Annotated in this window: 11 protein-coding genes; 10 read left to right on the top strand and 1 reads right to left on the bottom strand. The window is 36.3% G+C overall.

The genetic code is table 11. From position 1 onward, the window contains the following. The first annotated feature begins 155 nt into the window (after nt 1-155). The 5 genes from F6K15_RS00605 (at nt 156) to F6K15_RS00585 (ending at nt 7,148) form a co-directional block, all read left to right on the top strand. Entirely contained in the window at nt 156-1,673 is a 1,518-nt protein-coding gene (locus F6K15_RS00605; RefSeq protein WP_293055782.1) for a pentapeptide repeat-containing protein, read from the top strand. A gap of 5 nt (nt 1,674-1,678) precedes the next feature. Further along, nucleotides 1,679-3,217 carry a helicase C-terminal domain-containing protein gene (locus tag F6K15_RS00600; protein ID WP_293055779.1) on the top strand — a complete coding sequence of 513 codons (1,539 nt, stop codon included), beginning with the start codon at nt 1,679-1,681 and terminating at the stop codon, nt 3,215-3,217. A gap of 742 nt (nt 3,218-3,959) precedes the next feature. After that, nucleotides 3,960-4,172, top strand: coding sequence for a DUF2839 domain-containing protein (locus F6K15_RS00595; RefSeq protein WP_202220845.1), 213 nt, complete (start codon nt 3,960-3,962; stop codon nt 4,170-4,172). A gap of 1,395 nt (nt 4,173-5,567) precedes the next feature. Further along, entirely contained in the window at nt 5,568-5,933 is a 366-nt protein-coding gene (locus F6K15_RS00590; RefSeq protein ID WP_293055768.1) for a DUF1815 family protein, read from the top strand. Nucleotides 5,934-6,269: 336 nt separating this feature from the next. Further along, on the top strand, nt 6,270-7,148 hold the full coding sequence (locus tag F6K15_RS00585; RefSeq protein ID WP_293055765.1) for an alpha/beta fold hydrolase: 879 nt from the start codon (nt 6,270-6,272) through the stop codon (nt 7,146-7,148). A gap of 431 nt (nt 7,149-7,579) precedes the next feature. Here the strand turns inward: F6K15_RS00585 and recA are convergent, their stop codons facing one another. Further along, nucleotides 7,580-8,662, bottom strand: a complete 1,083-nt coding sequence (gene recA, locus F6K15_RS00580; protein ID WP_293055762.1) for a recombinase RecA — start codon at nt 8,660-8,662, stop codon at nt 7,580-7,582. A gap of 1,166 nt (nt 8,663-9,828) precedes the next feature. Here recA and F6K15_RS00575 point away from each other — a divergent pair. The 5 genes from F6K15_RS00575 (at nt 9,829) to F6K15_RS00555 (ending at nt 18,238) form a co-directional block, all read left to right on the top strand. Continuing rightward, a complete protein-coding gene (locus F6K15_RS00575; RefSeq protein ID WP_293055759.1) occupies nt 9,829-10,959 on the top strand; it encodes a DegT/DnrJ/EryC1/StrS aminotransferase family protein in 1,131 nt (376 codons plus the stop codon). A 583-nt stretch (nt 10,960-11,542) separates the two neighbouring features. Then, the gene (gene crtB, locus F6K15_RS00570; RefSeq protein ID WP_293055756.1) at nt 11,543-12,433 is read left to right on the top strand and encodes a cyanoexosortase B; all 891 of its coding nucleotides are present in this window, start codon (nt 11,543-11,545) and stop codon (nt 12,431-12,433) included. Nucleotides 12,434-13,019: 586 nt separating this feature from the next. Next, a complete protein-coding gene (locus tag F6K15_RS00565) occupies nt 13,020-13,739 on the top strand; it encodes a cyanoexosortase B system-associated protein (protein ID WP_293055753.1) in 720 nt (239 codons plus the stop codon). Nucleotides 13,740-13,912: 173 nt separating this feature from the next. Next, entirely contained in the window at nt 13,913-15,427 is a 1,515-nt protein-coding gene (locus F6K15_RS00560; protein WP_293055750.1) for an SLBB domain-containing protein, read from the top strand. A 600-nt stretch (nt 15,428-16,027) separates the two neighbouring features. Beyond that, a complete protein-coding gene (locus F6K15_RS00555) occupies nt 16,028-18,238 on the top strand; it encodes a tyrosine-protein kinase domain-containing protein (RefSeq protein WP_293055747.1) in 2,211 nt (736 codons plus the stop codon). Nucleotides 18,239-18,273: the final 35 nt, after the last annotated feature.

Here is an 18,273-nt window from a genome sequence, read left to right as displayed (position 1 = left end):
CTAGAACCAGAAAATTAATATGGGCTTCAAGTCTAACAGTTAACTTGATTAGATTACCTACTTTTATTTTGTACAAATAACTAATTGATATAAAAAAATCATATTAAAATTCAGTAGAAAAAAATATTTAGTCAACTTGAGTTAATCAACAACAGATGTCAGAAGAAATATTCAGAAGATACGAATTAGTTAAAAGATATGCACAAGGGGAAAGAAATTTTACTGCCATCAACCTGACAGAAGTTAACCTCAGTAAGATGAACTTAAGTCAAAGTAATTTCAGTAATGCTGCCCTATTTGTCTCTAATCTTAGTGGTGCAAATCTTAGTGAATCAAATTTCAGTAAGGCTAATCTTAATGTAGCTCGCCTTAGCGGTGCCAATCTCAACAAGGCAATATTAAACCAAGCTACTTTAAATGTGGCCAATCTAGTCCAGGCGAATCTGACTGAAGCTCAATTAGTAGAAGCTACACTACTTAGAGGAGAATTAATCAGGGTAGATATGACTCAAGCTAATCTTCGGCGAGTTAATCTCAGTGGTGCTGATATGAGAGAAGCTATCCTGACAGAAGCAAACTTAAGCCAAGCTAATCTTAGTAATGTAAATCTACGAGTTGCCATAGCACAAGGAACTCATCTAGAACAAGCTGACCTACATAGCGCTGATCTGACAAAAGCAGATCTGCAAGGAGCTGATTTTACCCATGCTGAATTAAGGCAGGCCGATCTAAGTATGGCTAATCTCAGGAATGCCAAGCTAAATGGAGCTAATCTTAGATGGGCTACTCTTAATGGAGCTGACTTAACTAATGCTAACCTGAGTAATGTTAAGTTGAGTGGGGCAAATCTTCGTGGAGCAAATTTAACTAATACAAAATTAACTAATGCCAGTTTAGTTCATGCTGATTTAACTGAAGCTAATTTAATTAGAGCTGATTTAGTGGGAGTAGATTTATCAGGGGCAATTTTGACTGGAGCAAAACTTTATGAAGTCCCCAGATTAAATATTAAAGCTGAGGAAATTGTTTGTGAATGGATTGATACTAGCCCCAACGGAGACCATAGCCAAGTCTATTATTTTAAATCATCAGCAGAATCTAAGAGATTTTTTAACCAAAAATCCCCAACAGTTCAAATTATTGTTGATTTACCTTTAGACCTAAAAGGTAATGTAGCTCTTGCGACAACTTACTATCATTTGGCCAAGAATTATAATTTTATTACTCGCCCTCCCAGCATTGAAGTTAGCTACCGAAAAACTATTTTGAATTTTAGAGTAGATAGTGATGAACTTTTATTTCTGCTAGCATTTATTGTGATTTTTCCTTTCGCTGATGCTAAAAAAGCTCAAGTTAACGTGATAGAAATTGTCAAAAATATTCCTTTACAAAAAATGAATACCAAAATATTAGAATTAGAAATAGAAATGAAACAGCTTGTCAAAAAAAATCAGCGAATTCAAACAATTATCGAGTCTGTTAGAGGCAAAATTGCTTTTTTTTCCAGCCCTACTCAGTTGATTTTAAATAATTCAACTGGTCAGAGTTTAGTAGTAAGTAGTAATCCAAACTTTGGTAAAAAAAACTGTCAAAATATAAAAGAGCAAACATTTTCTTTGCCTTCTAAAGATAAGGTAGTTGATTTTATCAACAGCTTTTATTATTTGGGTTAAAGTTTGTGATCGAAGTAGAAGTCCATAGATCCCTGCGTAATTTTCTGCGATCGCAAAATGAACCTCACTGGCCTCATAATTTGACGATGGCACGTTTAGTAGCGAGGGCCTTGCGACTGGGACGTAGTGCTTTGATTCAAACAGGGTCTCCGCCAGGTAGTCATAATCAACAATATCAGTTAAGCTACCTAGTACCAATTTTAATGTGGCCTCAAAAAACAATATTAGTTGCTCCTCACCAAGTACAGCAACATTTACTTGGGGTAGAAATTCCTAAGTTGCTTGCAAATAATTCATACAGTAGCTCATCACTGCCCAATAAAGCAATCCAAACTTATCCACTAGAAGACTCTGACTTTAATGGACTACTCCTGATAACTCCTGAAGCTTGGTTAGTTAAACAATGGGAAAATGGGCAGTTTTTTCAAGGTATTCCCACAATTATAGATTGGGCAGACGATTTAGAAACTTGGGTCCAAAATTATTTAACTACCAGTTTTTTATCTGCTGACTGGAATCAACTAATGCAAGTTTACTCTGATCGAGCTGACTTTATTCGGGAAGCTAGGATAAATTTAACACGATCGCTCTTCCAACATCCAGCAAACCCCTACAGTTGCTACTTAATTGAACAAGATGAGGAGCAGATTTTACAAAATCTAATTGAACGTTTGTCATTGACCCCAAGAAACAAGGAATTACATCGTCATCATTTGAATAATGATTTTTGGTTGAGGTGGCAAAGCGATGGACAACTAAGGTGGGCAGAAATTCATCGCCAGAGAGGGTCATTTTCTTTATACTGCACTCCTTGTGATTTATCTGAAGCTCTGAATAATATATGGACTCAACAACCTGTAGTGATTATTGGAGGAGCATTGGATTTAGAGGCCCAAGCTTCTAACTATAGAAAGATGATGGGGTTAGGGGACTTGACCTGCGTTAAATTTTCTCCAGATCGCCACAATGAGATGATTCAACTATATTTGCCTAATGGTTTGCCAATGCCAAATACACCTAAATTTCAGGAGGCATTAATTCAAGAAATTAGGACTTTATTGTATATCAGTTCTAGTACTGTTGATGGATTAATAGCAATTATCATTGGAGATGTACCACTGAAAGCTCAAGTGGGTGCTATTTTGGCCTCTGAATTTGGTTCCCGAGTTCAAGTAGAAACAAATTCTCCTGGAGTACAAGGCATTTTGATTACTGGTTGGGAGTTTTGGCAAAAGTATCAAAGAGAATTAAAAGCACCTAAGTTATTGATAATTGCTACTTTACCTCTTCCATCTTTGGAAAGTCCCTTAGTATCTGGACGAGTAAATTTTTATAAGCAACAGGGTTTAGATTGGTTTAGATTATACCTTTTACCAAAGGCACTACAGGAGTTACAACGTGCTATTGCTTCTGTCAGAGAATCTCAAGGTGTTGTTGCTTTGTTGGACAGTCGTGTAATTCGTCGTAGTTATGGCAAGCAAGTTTTAGTAGCTCTTAGTCCTTTTGCCAAGATTGATTACTTAGATACTACATGGTTAACTTAATTAAGTCAGAAGTCAGAAGTCAGAAGTCAGAAGTTAGAAGTTAGATAGGGCAGCCGTCGGATTTGTGGAATACAATAGTATTAGTATCTAATTATTTTTGTCACGGTATAAGTCGGTGGGAGCATCTTGCTCCTGTTCTAAGTGTTCCTTATCTCCACTTACCATTACTATGCAGGACTACCAAGATTTATTATCCTAACCAAAAGACGTAGTGCTATAGTTTCACCCCTCAAACAGAAACACTATAGAACCCTGATGATATCTATATAATTATGGTAGTCAAGTCTTTTCGCGCATCAATTTTGACCGAAAATCATCTGAAGGAGTGTTTTTTGTATTATTTCTCCCCACATCTTCCTTCTTCCCTTCCCCTCCTGGGAGGGGGAGGGGCTAGGGGTGGGTTGTCTCCTGTCTCCTGTCTTCCCCTCCTGGGAGGGGCTAGGGGTGGGTTGTCTCCTGTCTCCTCGCTAAAAAAACGTGCGTATTTATGAAGATACGATCAGGGGTTCTATAGATATTGCTTTTGGTATTTTTGGATAAATTATCTTGCATTGCAATTATGACGTTGGTCCTCTGGCAATATTCTGAATAGTAGCTAAATTAACCAATTGATTAAGAACTAATTCTTAAAGTTAACTTTTTTGCTCCTTTCTTAAATAGATTTAACAAAAAAAGCTTATTCTTGTCGAGGCTCACTGTTATGATCTAAATTAAAATCACTTAAATAACTATTGAGATAATTATGGGTGAAGCAAAGCGTCGTAAAGAATCATTAGGAGAACAATACGGCCAAGAAGCACGGTTTATTTCTTGGCTGCCAATTACTAAAAGTCAAAGTCAGAAATTCATGCAGTTAACTTCAACTGGTGCATGGATTGGTATTGGGTTTCTCATTGTTGCCTGGTTAACAGTTAGATTCATTGGTCCTGCTTTTGGATGGTGGCAAATTGAATAATTATTTCTCTATAAAGTTAAAATAACAATTAGAGAAATTTAATAGCTAATTGTTAAATTTTAATTAACAAGTATTGATCAGAGTACTCCTAGAGTTAAATATTTTGCAAAGTATTTATTTAACAACATTGATGAGTATTGATGTAGCATAAAAGTTAAATGAATTGAAACTTTATACAAACTTTTGATATTTTAAAAAATACTAATAAAATCTGTTATAAAAAATTTTAAATCTATGAATAAATTTTAGTGAAAGTTTGATTTATGATGAATTTGATAGATGTCAAAAACAATTTATTAAAATCAATACTCAATAACATAATCTAGCAGTATAAAAAAATAAGCATTTCCTGCGGAATGCTGCTCAAACAGCAGTTAGCTATTAGCTAGCCTCCTCATAGGAGGAACTGCGGACTTCAGCTAATTTTTGGGAAGGTAAAAGCAACTTTTGAAATTGAGAAAGAATCAAAAGTCACTGCCATGCGTCCCCTTCCCAAACCTGAGAAGTCATTATTCATTACTAATTGCTGTTTGGGTAGCATCCGGCAGGGAAGCACTCACTGCTAACAGCTGAATACTGACATAAAAACTCTAAAACTCTATCTATTGTAGAATTTTAATTGACTCTAGGAATAATGAAATTATCGCAATCAATAAAATAAATAAGCGAATACATTTTATTGATTTTTATCTATAAAATAGTTTCCAATCTCAATACAATCTAATATCTATAAAAAATTAACAACTCACCTCTAGAAAAGTTTAGGTTGAATTGTATTCCCTCAAAACTCTTCCTTACCGAATAATTAATAATTAATAATTAATAATTAAATAATTCGCGCCTTGAAGCCTCCCCTTTTAAGGGGAAAAAAAGCGGTCGTTTCGGCTGTCGCCGACATGAAAAGCGCAGCTTCCCGAAGGGTGGGATGGCTCCGAAACCTGCGCTGTCCGACCATCGACCAAGAAAAGAAAATATTCCTTATATTCAATTCCGTAGCGGTTAAAACCTGAGGTAATTATCAATTATCCATTATCCATTATCCATTAATGAAAGGGTCTTTAATGCATCTTGATACTATTTAACTTATAACCATGATTAATTATTTGTATAATTTTCTGGTTTGAGTTCCTCAAATCGCTAATTTTGGAACCTAAATTTAGTTTTTAAGTCTCTCAAAATAAAGAGATATGGCATAGGTGGATGTTGCTCTTGATACTTTGCTCAAAAATTCTATTAGTTAACCTAATCAAGTATCTGGTATTCAAGGCTACTCAGAGAGATGTGCTAAAAAAATTATTAGGGATATACTTAATGTTCAAAAGCTAAATATCCAGATTTTTATAATAACTTAACTAAAAGTCTAAAATTTAGGAGTGTGGTGATAGGAGGATAACAGTGTTTCTGAGACTTGCAGAACAACATCGTCAATTTGTACAAGACCTGGTAATGAACTTGCAAGCTCTAGCAATTGTGCTGGAGAATAGAGGGTATTTGGCATCTTGTTATACCTGCGGAGGTAAAATGAATAGTGCCTCATTTATGGTCAGCTTGGGAGAGAATCATCTGATTCGCTTTCTAGTATCAGATTATGGTATTACATGGACAGAGATGCGAGACGATCGCGAACTAATGAAATTAGAAGGAGCTGAAGCAATTAGTCAGTTACAAGAACTAGCTAATTTGCTGAAAAATCAGACTCAACCTTGTCCAAACTCTAGTCAACTTCCGCAGGAAGACTTAAGTCTGAATCAGGTTATCTAGTCTATTAATTTCCTGCGTTAAACCTTGTGGGTATGACGCAGACCTTAATCTAAATTCCCAGAAAACAAATTTAGTATTTCAAACAACTCCCTCTTCAATTCCATCAAGCCTAAGTAGATCGGGAAAATAGTTCTGAGATTTGTATAAAAATTAGCAACTTACAATATCTGTAATTCATAGAAGAAAAGCTACTTATGTCGTATTTTACTACACATAGCTTGAACAGATGTTAATCTAGAAATACATAAGTTAAAAATATAACATTGGCCAGACAAAAGCTACTAATAAAATTAGACGAGTCTGGTGGTATATAGATTGGAGAGTTGATTGCAAATTATGAGTCTTCTAGAGTCTCAATGGCAACATTTTTTCGTAGATACCAATAATGTACGTCTGCATTATGTTACTCAAGGTGAGGGAGAGTTAGTCATACTCCTTCATGGGTTCCCTGAATTTTGGTATTCTTGGCGCTATCAAATCCCTGCATTGGCCCGCCATTATAAAGTTGTAGTACCAGACTTACGAGGGTACAACGATTCCGAGAAACCAGATAACGGCTATGACTTAGATACCCTAGCTGCTGATATTCGAGGACTAATTGAGCGTTTGGGTTATGTTAAAGCTCATATTGTAGGCCATGATTGGGGAGGAGCGATCGCCTGGCATCTGGCCCAAAAGTTTCCTCAATGTCTTAACCGTCTGGCAATTTTGAATGCAGCACATCCACAAAAACTGATTCAAGAAATAACAGGAAATATAGATCAACTACGACGAAGTTGGTATATATTAGCTTTTCAAGTTCCTGGTATTCCAGAATGGCTGATTCAGCAAAATTTAAGAGAATTTATTAAAGGGTTTTTTCAGGGACAAGCTATTCGTAAGAGTGTCTTTAGTACTGAAATTACTCAAATTTATCAAGCAGCTCTGGAAAAACCAGGGGCGCTGGTATCAGCAATTAATCACTACCGTCAATTTCTTTTACCTCAAAACTGGCTCAAAAACTTTTATCCTCAACCATCATTAATTACAGCACCTACTTTAGTTTTGTGGGGCAAAGAAGATTCTTTTTTAAGTCAAAAACTTACAGAAGGTTTAGATAAACTAATTGCAGCTCCTTTTTGGTTAAAAGTTATCCCTGAATGTGGCCACTGGATTCAGCAGGAAGTACCTCATACAGTGAATAGAGAGTTACTTGATTTTTTACAAAAGAAGTAAATAGGAGGGAATAGGGAATAGGGAATAGGGAATAGGGAATAGGGAATAGGGAATAGGGAACAGTAGGAAAAACATTTCCCTGTCTAAATTTATAAGTCTATGGTCAGCGCCCTATCTATACTATTGCTATCTATGAACTATTGACAAATTTAGCAAAAAGAAAAAAAATCATAGTTGCATAATCTTGAGATTAATAATAATAAAATAACTGCAACTATGAAATTCTTAATAGAAGCTAAAATTTACCGAATAATTACGAATAATTAATAATTAATAATTAAATAATTCTGGTTTAAAGCCTCCCCTGAGTAAGGGGAAAAAAAAGATAATATTCCTTATATTCAATCAAGAGCGGTTTTAACCAGAGGTAGTTATCAATTTATTCATTATTCATTATTCATTATTCATTATTCATTATTCATTAATGAATCTTACTCTTCTTCTAAAATTTCTGCTTCATCTTCTTCCTCTTCTATTTCATCAGGTAGTGCCACAGAATTAGCAGAAACCAAAGCACCATGATTTAATTTTTCCCGAACTTGATCTTCAACTTTTTTGGCAAAGTCAGGATTTTCTTCCATATAAGCGATCGCTTTTTCTCTACCCTGAGCAAAATTACTTCCTCCGTAGCTATACCAAGCACCTTTACGCTTAATTACATCTGTCTCTTCAGCTAGGTCAATAACACAACCGACACTAGAAATTCCTTTACCAAAAATAATATCAAATTCAGCAATACGGAATGGAGGTGCCACCTTATTTTTAGCAACCTTTACTTTAACATGAATACCATATTCCTCTGAAGATTTTTTCAGAGTTTGTGTACGACGAATATCAAGTCTTACCGAAGAATAAAACTTAAGAGCATTACCACCAGTAGTAGTTTCTGGATTACCATAAACAACACCAATTTTTTGTCGAAGTTGATTGAGAAAGACCACTGTACAACCAGACTTACCAATATTACCTGTAATTTTCCGTAACGCTTGACTCATTAAACGAGCTTGGAGACCCATGTGAGAATCTCCCATGTCCCCCTCAATTTCAGCTCTAGGAACTAATGCTGCTACCGAGTCAACAACAACAATATCAACAGCTACAGATCGAACCAGGTGATCCACTACCTCCAAACCCATCTCCCCAGTATCAGGTTGGGAGACCAATAAATTTTCAATATCTACCCCCAATGCAGCAGCATAAGTGGGGTCAAGAGCGTGTTCCGCATCTACAAAAGCTGCAATACCTCCTGTTTTCTGAATTTCGGCGATCGCGTGTAAAGCAAGGGTAGTTTTTCCCGAACTTTCTGGGCCATATATTTCAATAATTCTACCCTTGGGTAAACCACCTCCTAATGCTAAGTCTAAAGTCAATGCCCCACTAGGAATTGTTTCTACCTTCATGCGGGTAGAATCTCCCAAACGGACAATTGACCCTTTACCAAAACTTTTTTCTATAGTTTTCAGGACTGAATCTAAAGCTTTTTGTTTTTCTTTATTATCTGTAGCTGAAGCCATTTATTTTTTTCCCAACTTAACACTAGACATTGACATTCTCTGAGGCTAAACGGTTTGCCCCACGGTTAATAGCCTGATATTTTGAAGAGACTTGGAAATAGCTAAGTGCTAGACCCACTACTCTACACTTTAGATTAGGAGAGCCAAAACCTTCCTATTTTAGATTTCACGACAACCAAGCTGTGCGAAACAGACTATACTCCGTCACCTAATTTTCTAGGATTAAGGCCACCGCCGAACGACACGGCCAAGTTTCTACCCTAAAAAATATCCGTGCCACAAAACCCATAACTTTATTTAATTTTCTAGGTATATTTTATTTACCATAGTTTCCACAGGCAGCTAGTAAACGAAAACCTCTAAAGAATGGCCACCCAAGTAAATCGATGTAGTTTTGCATACTGCATAATAGTAACATTTTTAAATTTCTATTATTAGATGATACATATAAATATTATTCAAATGCTTTATTTTCACTTATATAAACAATAATTAGGGCTTACCGATAGATTATAAAAGTATTGATATATAAAGGTTTGAGCATTTTTATGGTAGAAAGAAGTGCACCTGTTTTAGTTGAAAACCCTCAAAAGCTAGTATTTTGGGCTGACTATGGTAGAACAATCTTGGGACAAAACGCCCGCTCCTACCTCCTCGCTCATTCCTATTTCTCCTGTCTCCTGTCTCCCTACTACAAGACTTTTTGAGCAAACCCTAATTATGGCTTACTGAATAAAGCTAAAAGTCAGGATAGCTAAGGCTTAGTAGTTTTTTATATTAAGTTTATCTCCTAATTATTAGCTCTTATTTGCCTCAAAATACTGAAATTTTCTGCTGAAATTCAAGAAATTTTCTTCACATAAAATGACCGAAACTGTTGCCTGTTCAACCACAAATCGACCTGTCTCCGCGTCCCCGTGTCCTACCCCCACTAACCAATTTTTTCAGCAAACCCTAATTATTTGTAGCAATAATAAAAATATTTATTGAATATTATTGGCTATCTTGCTCTTTCTCAGAAGTTATTTGTGCTATCTTATACTTGGTAATATAGTCAGGATAGTGTATAAAATGTCACCATAAACACTTAAAGATAGTGTAAATCAATATTTCAGTTAGCTAATACATCTGAGTAAATTTTTAGTCGTCAACATTATTTATAGATAATGGCAAAAAATATTCCTTTCGTTGACCTCAAGCTCCAACATCAACCACTAAAAACAGAGCTAGAAAATGCCATCCAGGCAGTATTAGATAGAGGAGACTTTATACTTGGTCAGGCAGTAGAAAAATTTGAGCATTCATTTGCAGAAGCTTGTGGAGTGAAAAATGCTATTGGAGTTGCTTGTGGCACGGATGCTATTGCACTGGGACTTCAAGCTTGTGGTATTGGTGCGGGTGATGAAGTAATTTTACCTACTAATACATTTATCGCCACATTAATTGGGGTACTTCATGCTGGTGCTATTCCAGTTCTAGTGGACTGTCATCTTGACAATGCCTTAATTGACTTAGAAGCAGCTCAAAAGGCCGTTACTTCCAAAACTAAGGTAATATTACCAGTACATCTTTATGGTCAAATGGTAGCTCCTAGTGAATTACAAGATTTTGCTCAAGCTAACAATTTGATTATATTTGAAGATGCAGCCCAAGCTCATTTGGCACAAAGAGAAGGATATAGTGCTGGAAGTATAGGAACTGCTGCGGCATTTAGCTTTTATCCCAGTAAAAATTTAGGCTGCTTTGGTAATGGAGGAATAGTTATTACTAACGATTCTGAGGTGGCAAATAAAATGCGTAGTATTCGTAATTATGGCGCACCGCGTAAATATGTCCATGAAGAAGTAGGGACTAATAGTAGACTAGACACAATACAAGCCGCGGTACTGAATGTCAAGCTTCCTTATTTAGAGAGTTGGAATAGCGATCGCAACCAAGCAGCTCAAAAATACGACCGCCTCCTCAGTCCAATGAAAGAAAAAGGTATTATTCCCATACAGAATTTGAGTGGGAGTGGGCATATTTATCACTTATATGTGATTCGAGTCACGGACGAATCTCCCATTAACCGGGATACCCTAAAAGAAAAATTAACAGCCGAAGGTATTTCTGTTGGTATACATTATCCTATACCCTGTCATCTCCAACCAGCCTATAAAAATTTAGGTTATAAACAAGGAGACTTCCCCAATAGTGAAATTCTCAGTCAACAGATTTTATCCCTACCTATGTATCCTGTAATTAGTGAAGAACAAATTAATCAAGTTGTTGAGACAATCAGTAATATTGTTAATTAATAACTGTTAATTTGATTGATTTTAAAATTCAGGGTCTTCTCAGAAAAATATCAGCTAAAAACAATTAATTTTAGCTATAAATGTAGAAAAAAAAGCAGAATAAAAAATAAGAGGAAAAGCATAGTTTTTTGGCTATCTCCGAATATTAATTATCCCAAAATTAAATTTAAAAAACTTTTCCTGATGGAATGCTCCGCAAACATAAATTAGCCAGCTTGATAAATAACTGAAACCCAGAAAAATTCTCTAAAGGAGGTTTTAAATCAAGCTGAAAGCCAGTGAATTTGTGAAGTTTTTATCTCAAATATTTATATCGGTCTAAGAGGTTGCCTGAGAAGTTCCATTTGCTACACCCAATGCCCCCGCGCATCCCCCAAAATTTGGGGACTAGAGCAAGCAAATTGACTCTTGTTCCCATTCGACAAAAAGCGCAGCAACATCTGGCTTCCCCCTTTCCAAGGGGGACGGGAGGGGGATTAACTTTGTTGGCTTGCTCGGGGGGCAAAATTCACTATCAAAAAACTTCTTCAGATATCCTCTAAAACTGTAATGTTTGGAATAAATATCAATAAAACTAAAAAATATGCAAACTCGTCAAAAATTTCCCATTGCTATTGAACAAAACATACTCACAATAGCGATCGCTGCCTTAGTATTTCTGATGTATATTCCTCTAATCATTTATTGGTATGATGGCTGGCTAAATAAAAGTATAAGTATAGAACATGAATACTTTAGTCATGGAATAATAGGTCTACCTTTTGCTGGTTATATTGTTTGGAATAATCGTAATAAATGGCAAGAATTACCAAATATTTTTCACCCATTAGGAGGCATATTATTAGGACTGGCAGGAGCTTGGTATGTAAGTGGTATCCCAGACTTAATAAACTTATCTTTTCCACTAATACTAGCAGGAATTTGTCTTTGGTTTAAAGGAATTCCTGGATTAAAGTTAATGGTTATGCCGCTAATTTTCGTTTTGCTTGCTAGTCCTAACCATATTCCTTATCTAATAGAACCTTATGCCTTACCTCTACAAAAATTTATTGCTGCAGTAGCTGGCTTTATTTTAAAACAATTAAATATGGATGTTACTGTAGAACAAATATATCTATATGTAGGGGAAAGAATCGTCGAAGTTGCCCCCCATTGTGCAGGTTTAAAAATGTTGTTTACCAGCCTCTATGTTTCACTAATGTTACTTTACTGGACTGGCGCTATAGCTAGTCGTGTGAAAACAATTGTTTTACTTTCTAGTGCAGTAGTGGTTAGCGTCACTGCAAATATTATCCGAAACACTATACTAACAATTTTTCATGGTACAGCCCAAGATGAAGCTTTTCATTGGTTGCATGAGGGATGGGGTGGAGATATGTATTCTGCTTGTATGTTGGGTTTATTAGTTTTGATGATGAATTCGGTAGACAGTTATTTTACAACATCAGTTGAAACGAGCAATCAGGCTGATTAAGGTAACTATTTATAAGGTAGAATTTTGAGATTTATTCTAGTTAATAAATATCGAAAAATTAATAAAAATTATGGGTTTAATAGCAAGTGTGAAAAAAGAATGCTCAACTTAGGTGAAACTTAAATTTTAACCCCGTCCTTAAGGGCGATATCTTATAAGTAATTAACACAGAACCATGGAATTTTTTTGATAATTAGCACCCCAGTTATTGTTAATTATTCTGATGTTTGCTTCTCCCCTACCCCCCAGTTACCGAATAATTAATTATTAATTATTAATAATTAATAATTAAATAATTCGCGCCTTGAAGCTTCCCTTTTTAAGGGGAAAAAAAAGAGAATATTCCTTATATTCAATTCCGTAGCGGTTTTAACCAGAGGTAATTATCCATGATCCATTATCCATTAATGAACCTACTCCCCACGCTCAAGAAAGTGTAGCAAACATTTATCAAATTGGTATAATAGGCCACAGTTACGTTTGCTGTCTACAATTTGGTTAGAGTTTGTAGACAGTAATTCTATTGTAGAAGACTATTCCCATCTACTTTTTGCTTCTTCCTTCTTAACTTCGTTACTTCTTCGATATGGTTTATAGTTTAAAAAATCTGCAAAAGTCTAAATTTCCACAAATAGTATTGCTGGTATTTCTTTTAATCATTTTAATAGTAGGGACTGTGCCTGGTTATGTAGCAGGAAAATGGTCATGGGAAAATACTGCCAAAATTACTAATCTCAAAAGCTTAAGACAAGTAAGAAAAAATGGATTAACTATTCCTGATTGGACAACAACATCTCATCAAGAAATAACAATTGCCGATCATAAGTGGTTGCTTCAAAAAATTAACAATGAAAATAAATCTGTCATTTTGTTACTATTAACTCAAAATGGACCAAAAGACAAGCCTCAAGTAGAATGGATGGATATCAATGGGTTTAATCGTTGGAAGACTGATTCATATAATCGAGTTAGTTTCACCTCAGAGATTCCTGATGAAGATAGTACTACAAACTCAAGAAAGCAAAATATATCAAATATAGAAGCTAGATTCTTGAGAGGCTGGACAAATAAACAAACTTATGCAGTTATGCAATGGTACTCTTGGCCTGGAGGTGGTAGCCCAGAACCTGGTGATTGGTTTTGGACTGATAGACTAGCTATGGTATCTCGGAATCGCGTGCCTTGGGTCGCAGTAAATATTTTATTTCCAATTGAACCTTTAGAAGATATTGACCCCTATCTGTCACAACTCACATCAATTGGACAAAAAATTCAAGCATCATTAACAGAAGAAGCATTCAAATAAATGAAGGCAGCTATGCTGAAGGCAGAAGGAACAATATAAGCGCCTCCTGTCCCCTATCTTTACCTGATAATCTGCCAATAGTTAGCGAGAGAGGTTTTATAAGATAAAAATGTAGGCAAAAATTCGATCGCCAAGTCAGTCAAACTCAATCAGATTAAGCTACCTAAAACCCTATGATTAACTGCTATTATCAAAAATTAACTCCTTTATTATTGGCTAGTTTCTACTCTAGTGCTGTAACTATTTCCTTCGCAGCTCTAGTTTTTCCCAAAAGAGCTTATGGACAAATCCCATCATCAAATAACTCTCAGCAAAATATTTCACAGCTTAAAGCACCATCCATAGGTTCTCCCCCCTTAAACCCGAATTTTGACTCGGACCCAGAGTTACGGTTGAGACGTTACTTACTAGGACCTGGAGACCAAATTTCGATTCAAGTTCAGAGATTTCCAGACCTAAATGTAGCTACAAGTATTGGCCCGGAAGGTACTATTCAAATGCCCTTAGTCGGAACAGTACTGTTGCAAGATTTGACAATATTAGAAGCAATAGAAAAGATTACCTCTGAATTAAATAAATTTATTATTAATCCAGAAGTCTCCATATCCTTAGTTGTTCAACGTCCAGTCCGAGTCACGATCGCCGGAGAAATTACTAGACCAGGCTATTATCCAGTAGGAGGAAATTATCAAATTTCAGATGCTTTAAGTGCAGCAGGTGGTACCACTTTTACTGCAGACCTAAGAAATGTAGAAGTGCGTCGGACTTTAGCTGATGGATCTGTAGTAAGTCAAGTAGTTAATATTTTAACTCCATTACAAATGGGTGGTTCTCCTCCTAATTTACGTTTAGAAGATGGAGACGTAGTGATTGTACCTTATCAGACTTCTATTGTAGCTCAAGATAGCGATCGGGAATTACTAACTAATTATAGCCAAGCAGGTCCATTACCTGCTGGTATTGTAACTGTGAATGGGGAAGTACAAAGACCTGGTTATTATCAGGCAAATCAAGTATCTTCTGCTTTACTCGCTTCTGGTGGAGCATCTCTAACTGCCGATCTACGAAACATTTTAGTACGTCGGAAATTAAGTGATGGTAGTGTAGTTGAAGAAACAATAGACTTATATACTCCCTTGCAAAATTCTACCGAATTGCCTAATATCCTTCTTAAGGATGGGGATGCTGTAATTGTACCTAGATTGCAACCAGGCTCGGATCTTGGTTATGACCGCGATCTAGTTGGGAAATCGACTTTGAGTGCACCAGATATTACTATTCGTATTTTCAGTAGTCCTAACGATACCCTTGCTACTACTAATCTTCCCAACGGTAGTAGATTAATAGATATTCTGAATGGTATAGCATTAGAGTCAGCAGATTTGGAAGCAATTAATTTAATTCGATTTGATCGGGAAACAAAAAAAATAGTTAGACGCGAACTCAATGGTAAAGATGCAATATTTGGCGATGCTTCTCAAAATATTTTACTTCAGAATGAGGATATAGTTGTTATTGATAGAACATGGATTGATAATATTAACTATTTATTTGAAAAGTATACACTTCCGATCAGGAGTTCCCTAGAATTTGTACTTTTTTTCCGGTCTTTGCAACAAGATACCTCTAATGTGTTTTTTGGTGGGGGTAGCGGTAATAATCGGAACAACAACAGGAATAATAATTAGGGTTTGCGCTTCACTAGTCTTTTAGTAGGGGGAGGAGACAGGAGACAGGAGACAGGAGACAGGAGACAAGCCACCCCTCGCCCCTCCCCCTCCCAGGAGGGGAGAAATGGCTTGGGAGCGAGGAGGTAGGAGTAAGAATTGTCCCAAGATTGTTCTGCCCAACTATGCGCCTAAAATACGCTCCTTTTTGAGCGTGAAGAGCTGAAACAGGCGCACTGCAATTCGACATCAACAAGGCTAAAGTCTTTATATATCAATGCTTTTAGATTTAATCAGCAAGCCCTAATGAATAAAAAAATAGGGAGTAGGGAGTAGGGGAAAATCATTGATAATTTCTGTACAATAATTAATTTGATTTTTTATTATTGGAGATTTCTAATAATTCATGAGGCAGAGCTATAGCAGTGTGCGCTGGTATATTTACAAATTGCGGGAGCTGCCCAATAGCTAAAATCTTATATTATCGGCAATTTATTCCCCCTGTTGCCTATTACCTGTGCACAGCGCTATAAATAAATTAGCTAATATCGAATAAAATATTCAACAGAGCCAAGAGTTAAAATTTCATTTCTAAATATATATATTAAAAAATACTAGATTATGGCTATACCAATTATTAAACGCTATTTGATCGCTTTAGGACTATACAAGTGGGTAGGAGTAGCAACTTTCACTGTAGCAGTAGGTGTTTCTGGAATAGTTGCTTTGCAGCCAACCCCAGAAGAAAAAAGTACAATTCTAGGTACATTAAGGAAAGTTAGTCCTATTTTACTATTTTCTGAGACTGGTGCTCAAATACAACAAAACGCTCAAGCAGTTACTCCAGAAATGTTACTAAATGATGAAGTTAGACAGACAGTAGCAGAAAAAGTATTGGTAGATCCAAGAAAACTCAAAGGAGCAAAATTAGCTTTCAAAGCAGATACCTTCTTTTTATCTTATGAAGATACAGATACAGAAAAAGCTATAGAAATAGTAGATGCTCTGATGGAACAAATAGTGCAGCAAAGCCGAAAAATTAATACTACATCTCAAAGAGCAATTATTGATGAAGTCAACAAACGTTTACCCGCAGCAAAAGAAGAATTGGAAAAAGCTCAACAAGATCAACAGAAATTTGAGAGGGAAGAGGAAGCTTTACTTGTTACATCAAGGGCAGCAGCTTTACCAGGTGCGATCGCAGGTAGCAGACAACAACAAGACCAGATTAAACTTCAGTTAGATGGGGTAGAAGCTCAAATTAAGAGTTTAGAAACACAGTTAGGGTTGACAGCAGATCAAGCTTATGTAGCGCGGGCACTTGCAGCAGACCCAATTATAGCTCAACTACGAGTGCAGTTGTATCAAGTAGAAAATGAGTTAGATAAGTTATTATTAGATTTTACAGAAGAATATCCATCTGTAGTTGAGTTGCGTAGGCAAAAACAAGTTGCAGAACAACAACTGCAACAACGTGCTACAGAAGTTTTAGGAGGTAATGGTATTGCAGCACCATTAAGAAAAGTAGAGGCAATTAGAATTGATGCTTCTTTAGACCCCACAAGACAACAGTTAGCGGAAACTTTAATAGCTCTGACAACTCAGCAGGAGCAACTACAAAAACAACTACAAACAACAATTCAAATTGAGCAGGACTTGCTAGCTGAGTATGCGACTATTCCTAATAAGCAATTAAAATTAACTCAGTTGCAAGAAGAAGTTGCTGTGAAAAAGTCTCGCTTGGATAAGATGCGAGTGACTTTAGAAGATGCTGAAGCAGCGGAGGCAGAGATAATTAGTAGTGTAGCTATTGCTCAGAAAGCTGGTGTTGCTAAGAAGGGTGAACCAGGAGGAGAAAAAAGTATGCCTTTGATGTTGGCAGTAGGGGGACTAGCAGGCATAGTTGTTGGTGGAGGCTTAATTTTTGTTTTGGGAATGCTTTCTGGCAAGTTCTATTCTTGGGAAGAAATTCAAACAGCATTAAAGGAAAAAGATGTACCATTGTTGGGTCTATTGCCAGATGTGATGTATTTTGACAACATGGAAGCTATGGATATAGAGGAAATGCCCTTATTAGTTGAGCATAATTCTCCTTATCTTGAACCTTATGAAAAGTTACGCACAAATTTACAACGTCAAGGGACTAAACCTCTGAAAGTTTTGTTGCTGAGTAGTGGAGCAAAAGGGGAAGGTAAAACATTTTGTGCTTATAATTTAGCGATCGCTGCTGCACGAGCAGGTAGGCGGACACTTTTAATTGAGGCAGACTTAAGATCTCCTTCTAAAGTTCAATCTCTTAAAATTGTTCCCGACCCACAGAGAACTATTGAACCTCTTCGTTATTACAGTGACATCAATGATTGTATCCAACAAGTGCCAGAAGTAGAAAATTTGTATGTCATCCCTAGCCCTGGCCCTGTGAAACAAGCAGGAGGTATTATTGAATCAAGTGAGATGAAAAGGTTACTTTCTGATTCGCGACATCGTTTTGATTTTGTCATCTTGGACTCTCCTTGCATCAGTAAAAACAATGATGCTTTTATGTTAGAACCTTATACTGATGGGATGATTATTGTGGCTAGGCCACATTTCACTATATCAGGTGTACTAGCAGAGGTTATAGAACAGTTAACAGGTGATGATGAAGACGAATCTGGTAAATATATTCCTAAGCTTTTGGGGGTTGTGGTCAACGCGGCTGATATTCCTATAGATATTCCATTGGAACAATTTGATGATTTGGATATACCCGAACCACAGTTGGCTGACTCACTGAGAACATCTACTCTGAACACTGGAGTGGGAACATTGACACAGGTTCGCGAGCAATAACGATTTTGTTTGCTCCTAATTAATTCCTCGTTTCT

It is taken from the genome of Okeania sp. SIO2B3 (assembly GCF_010672525.1).
Classification (GTDB): domain Bacteria; phylum Cyanobacteriota; class Cyanobacteriia; order Cyanobacteriales; family Microcoleaceae; genus Okeania.
Note: the sequence above shows the minus strand (reverse complement) of the source record. Positions and strands in the feature narration are given on the sequence as shown.

What these genes read in the sequence shown, in the direction of transcription:
- F6K15_RS00605 (WP_293055782.1), top strand. Translation starts at nt 156, where the DNA reads ATGTCAGAAGAAATATTCAGAAGATACGAATTAGTTAAAAGATATGCA.
- F6K15_RS00595 (WP_202220845.1), top strand. Translation starts at nt 3,960, where the DNA reads ATGGGTGAAGCAAAGCGTCGTAAAGAATCATTAGGAGAACAATACGGC.
- F6K15_RS00585 (WP_293055765.1), top strand. Translation starts at nt 6,270, where the DNA reads ATGAGTCTTCTAGAGTCTCAATGGCAACATTTTTTCGTAGATACCAAT.
- recA (WP_293055762.1), bottom strand. Translation starts at nt 8,662, where the DNA reads ATGGCTTCAGCTACAGATAATAAAGAAAAACAAAAAGCTTTAGATTCA.
- F6K15_RS00575 (WP_293055759.1), top strand. Translation starts at nt 9,829, where the DNA reads ATGGCAAAAAATATTCCTTTCGTTGACCTCAAGCTCCAACATCAACCA.
- crtB (WP_293055756.1), top strand. Translation starts at nt 11,543, where the DNA reads ATGCAAACTCGTCAAAAATTTCCCATTGCTATTGAACAAAACATACTC.
- F6K15_RS00565 (WP_293055753.1), top strand. Translation starts at nt 13,020, where the DNA reads ATGGTTTATAGTTTAAAAAATCTGCAAAAGTCTAAATTTCCACAAATA.
- F6K15_RS00560 (WP_293055750.1), top strand. Translation starts at nt 13,913, where the DNA reads ATGATTAACTGCTATTATCAAAAATTAACTCCTTTATTATTGGCTAGT.
- F6K15_RS00555 (WP_293055747.1), top strand. Translation starts at nt 16,028, where the DNA reads ATGGCTATACCAATTATTAAACGCTATTTGATCGCTTTAGGACTATAC.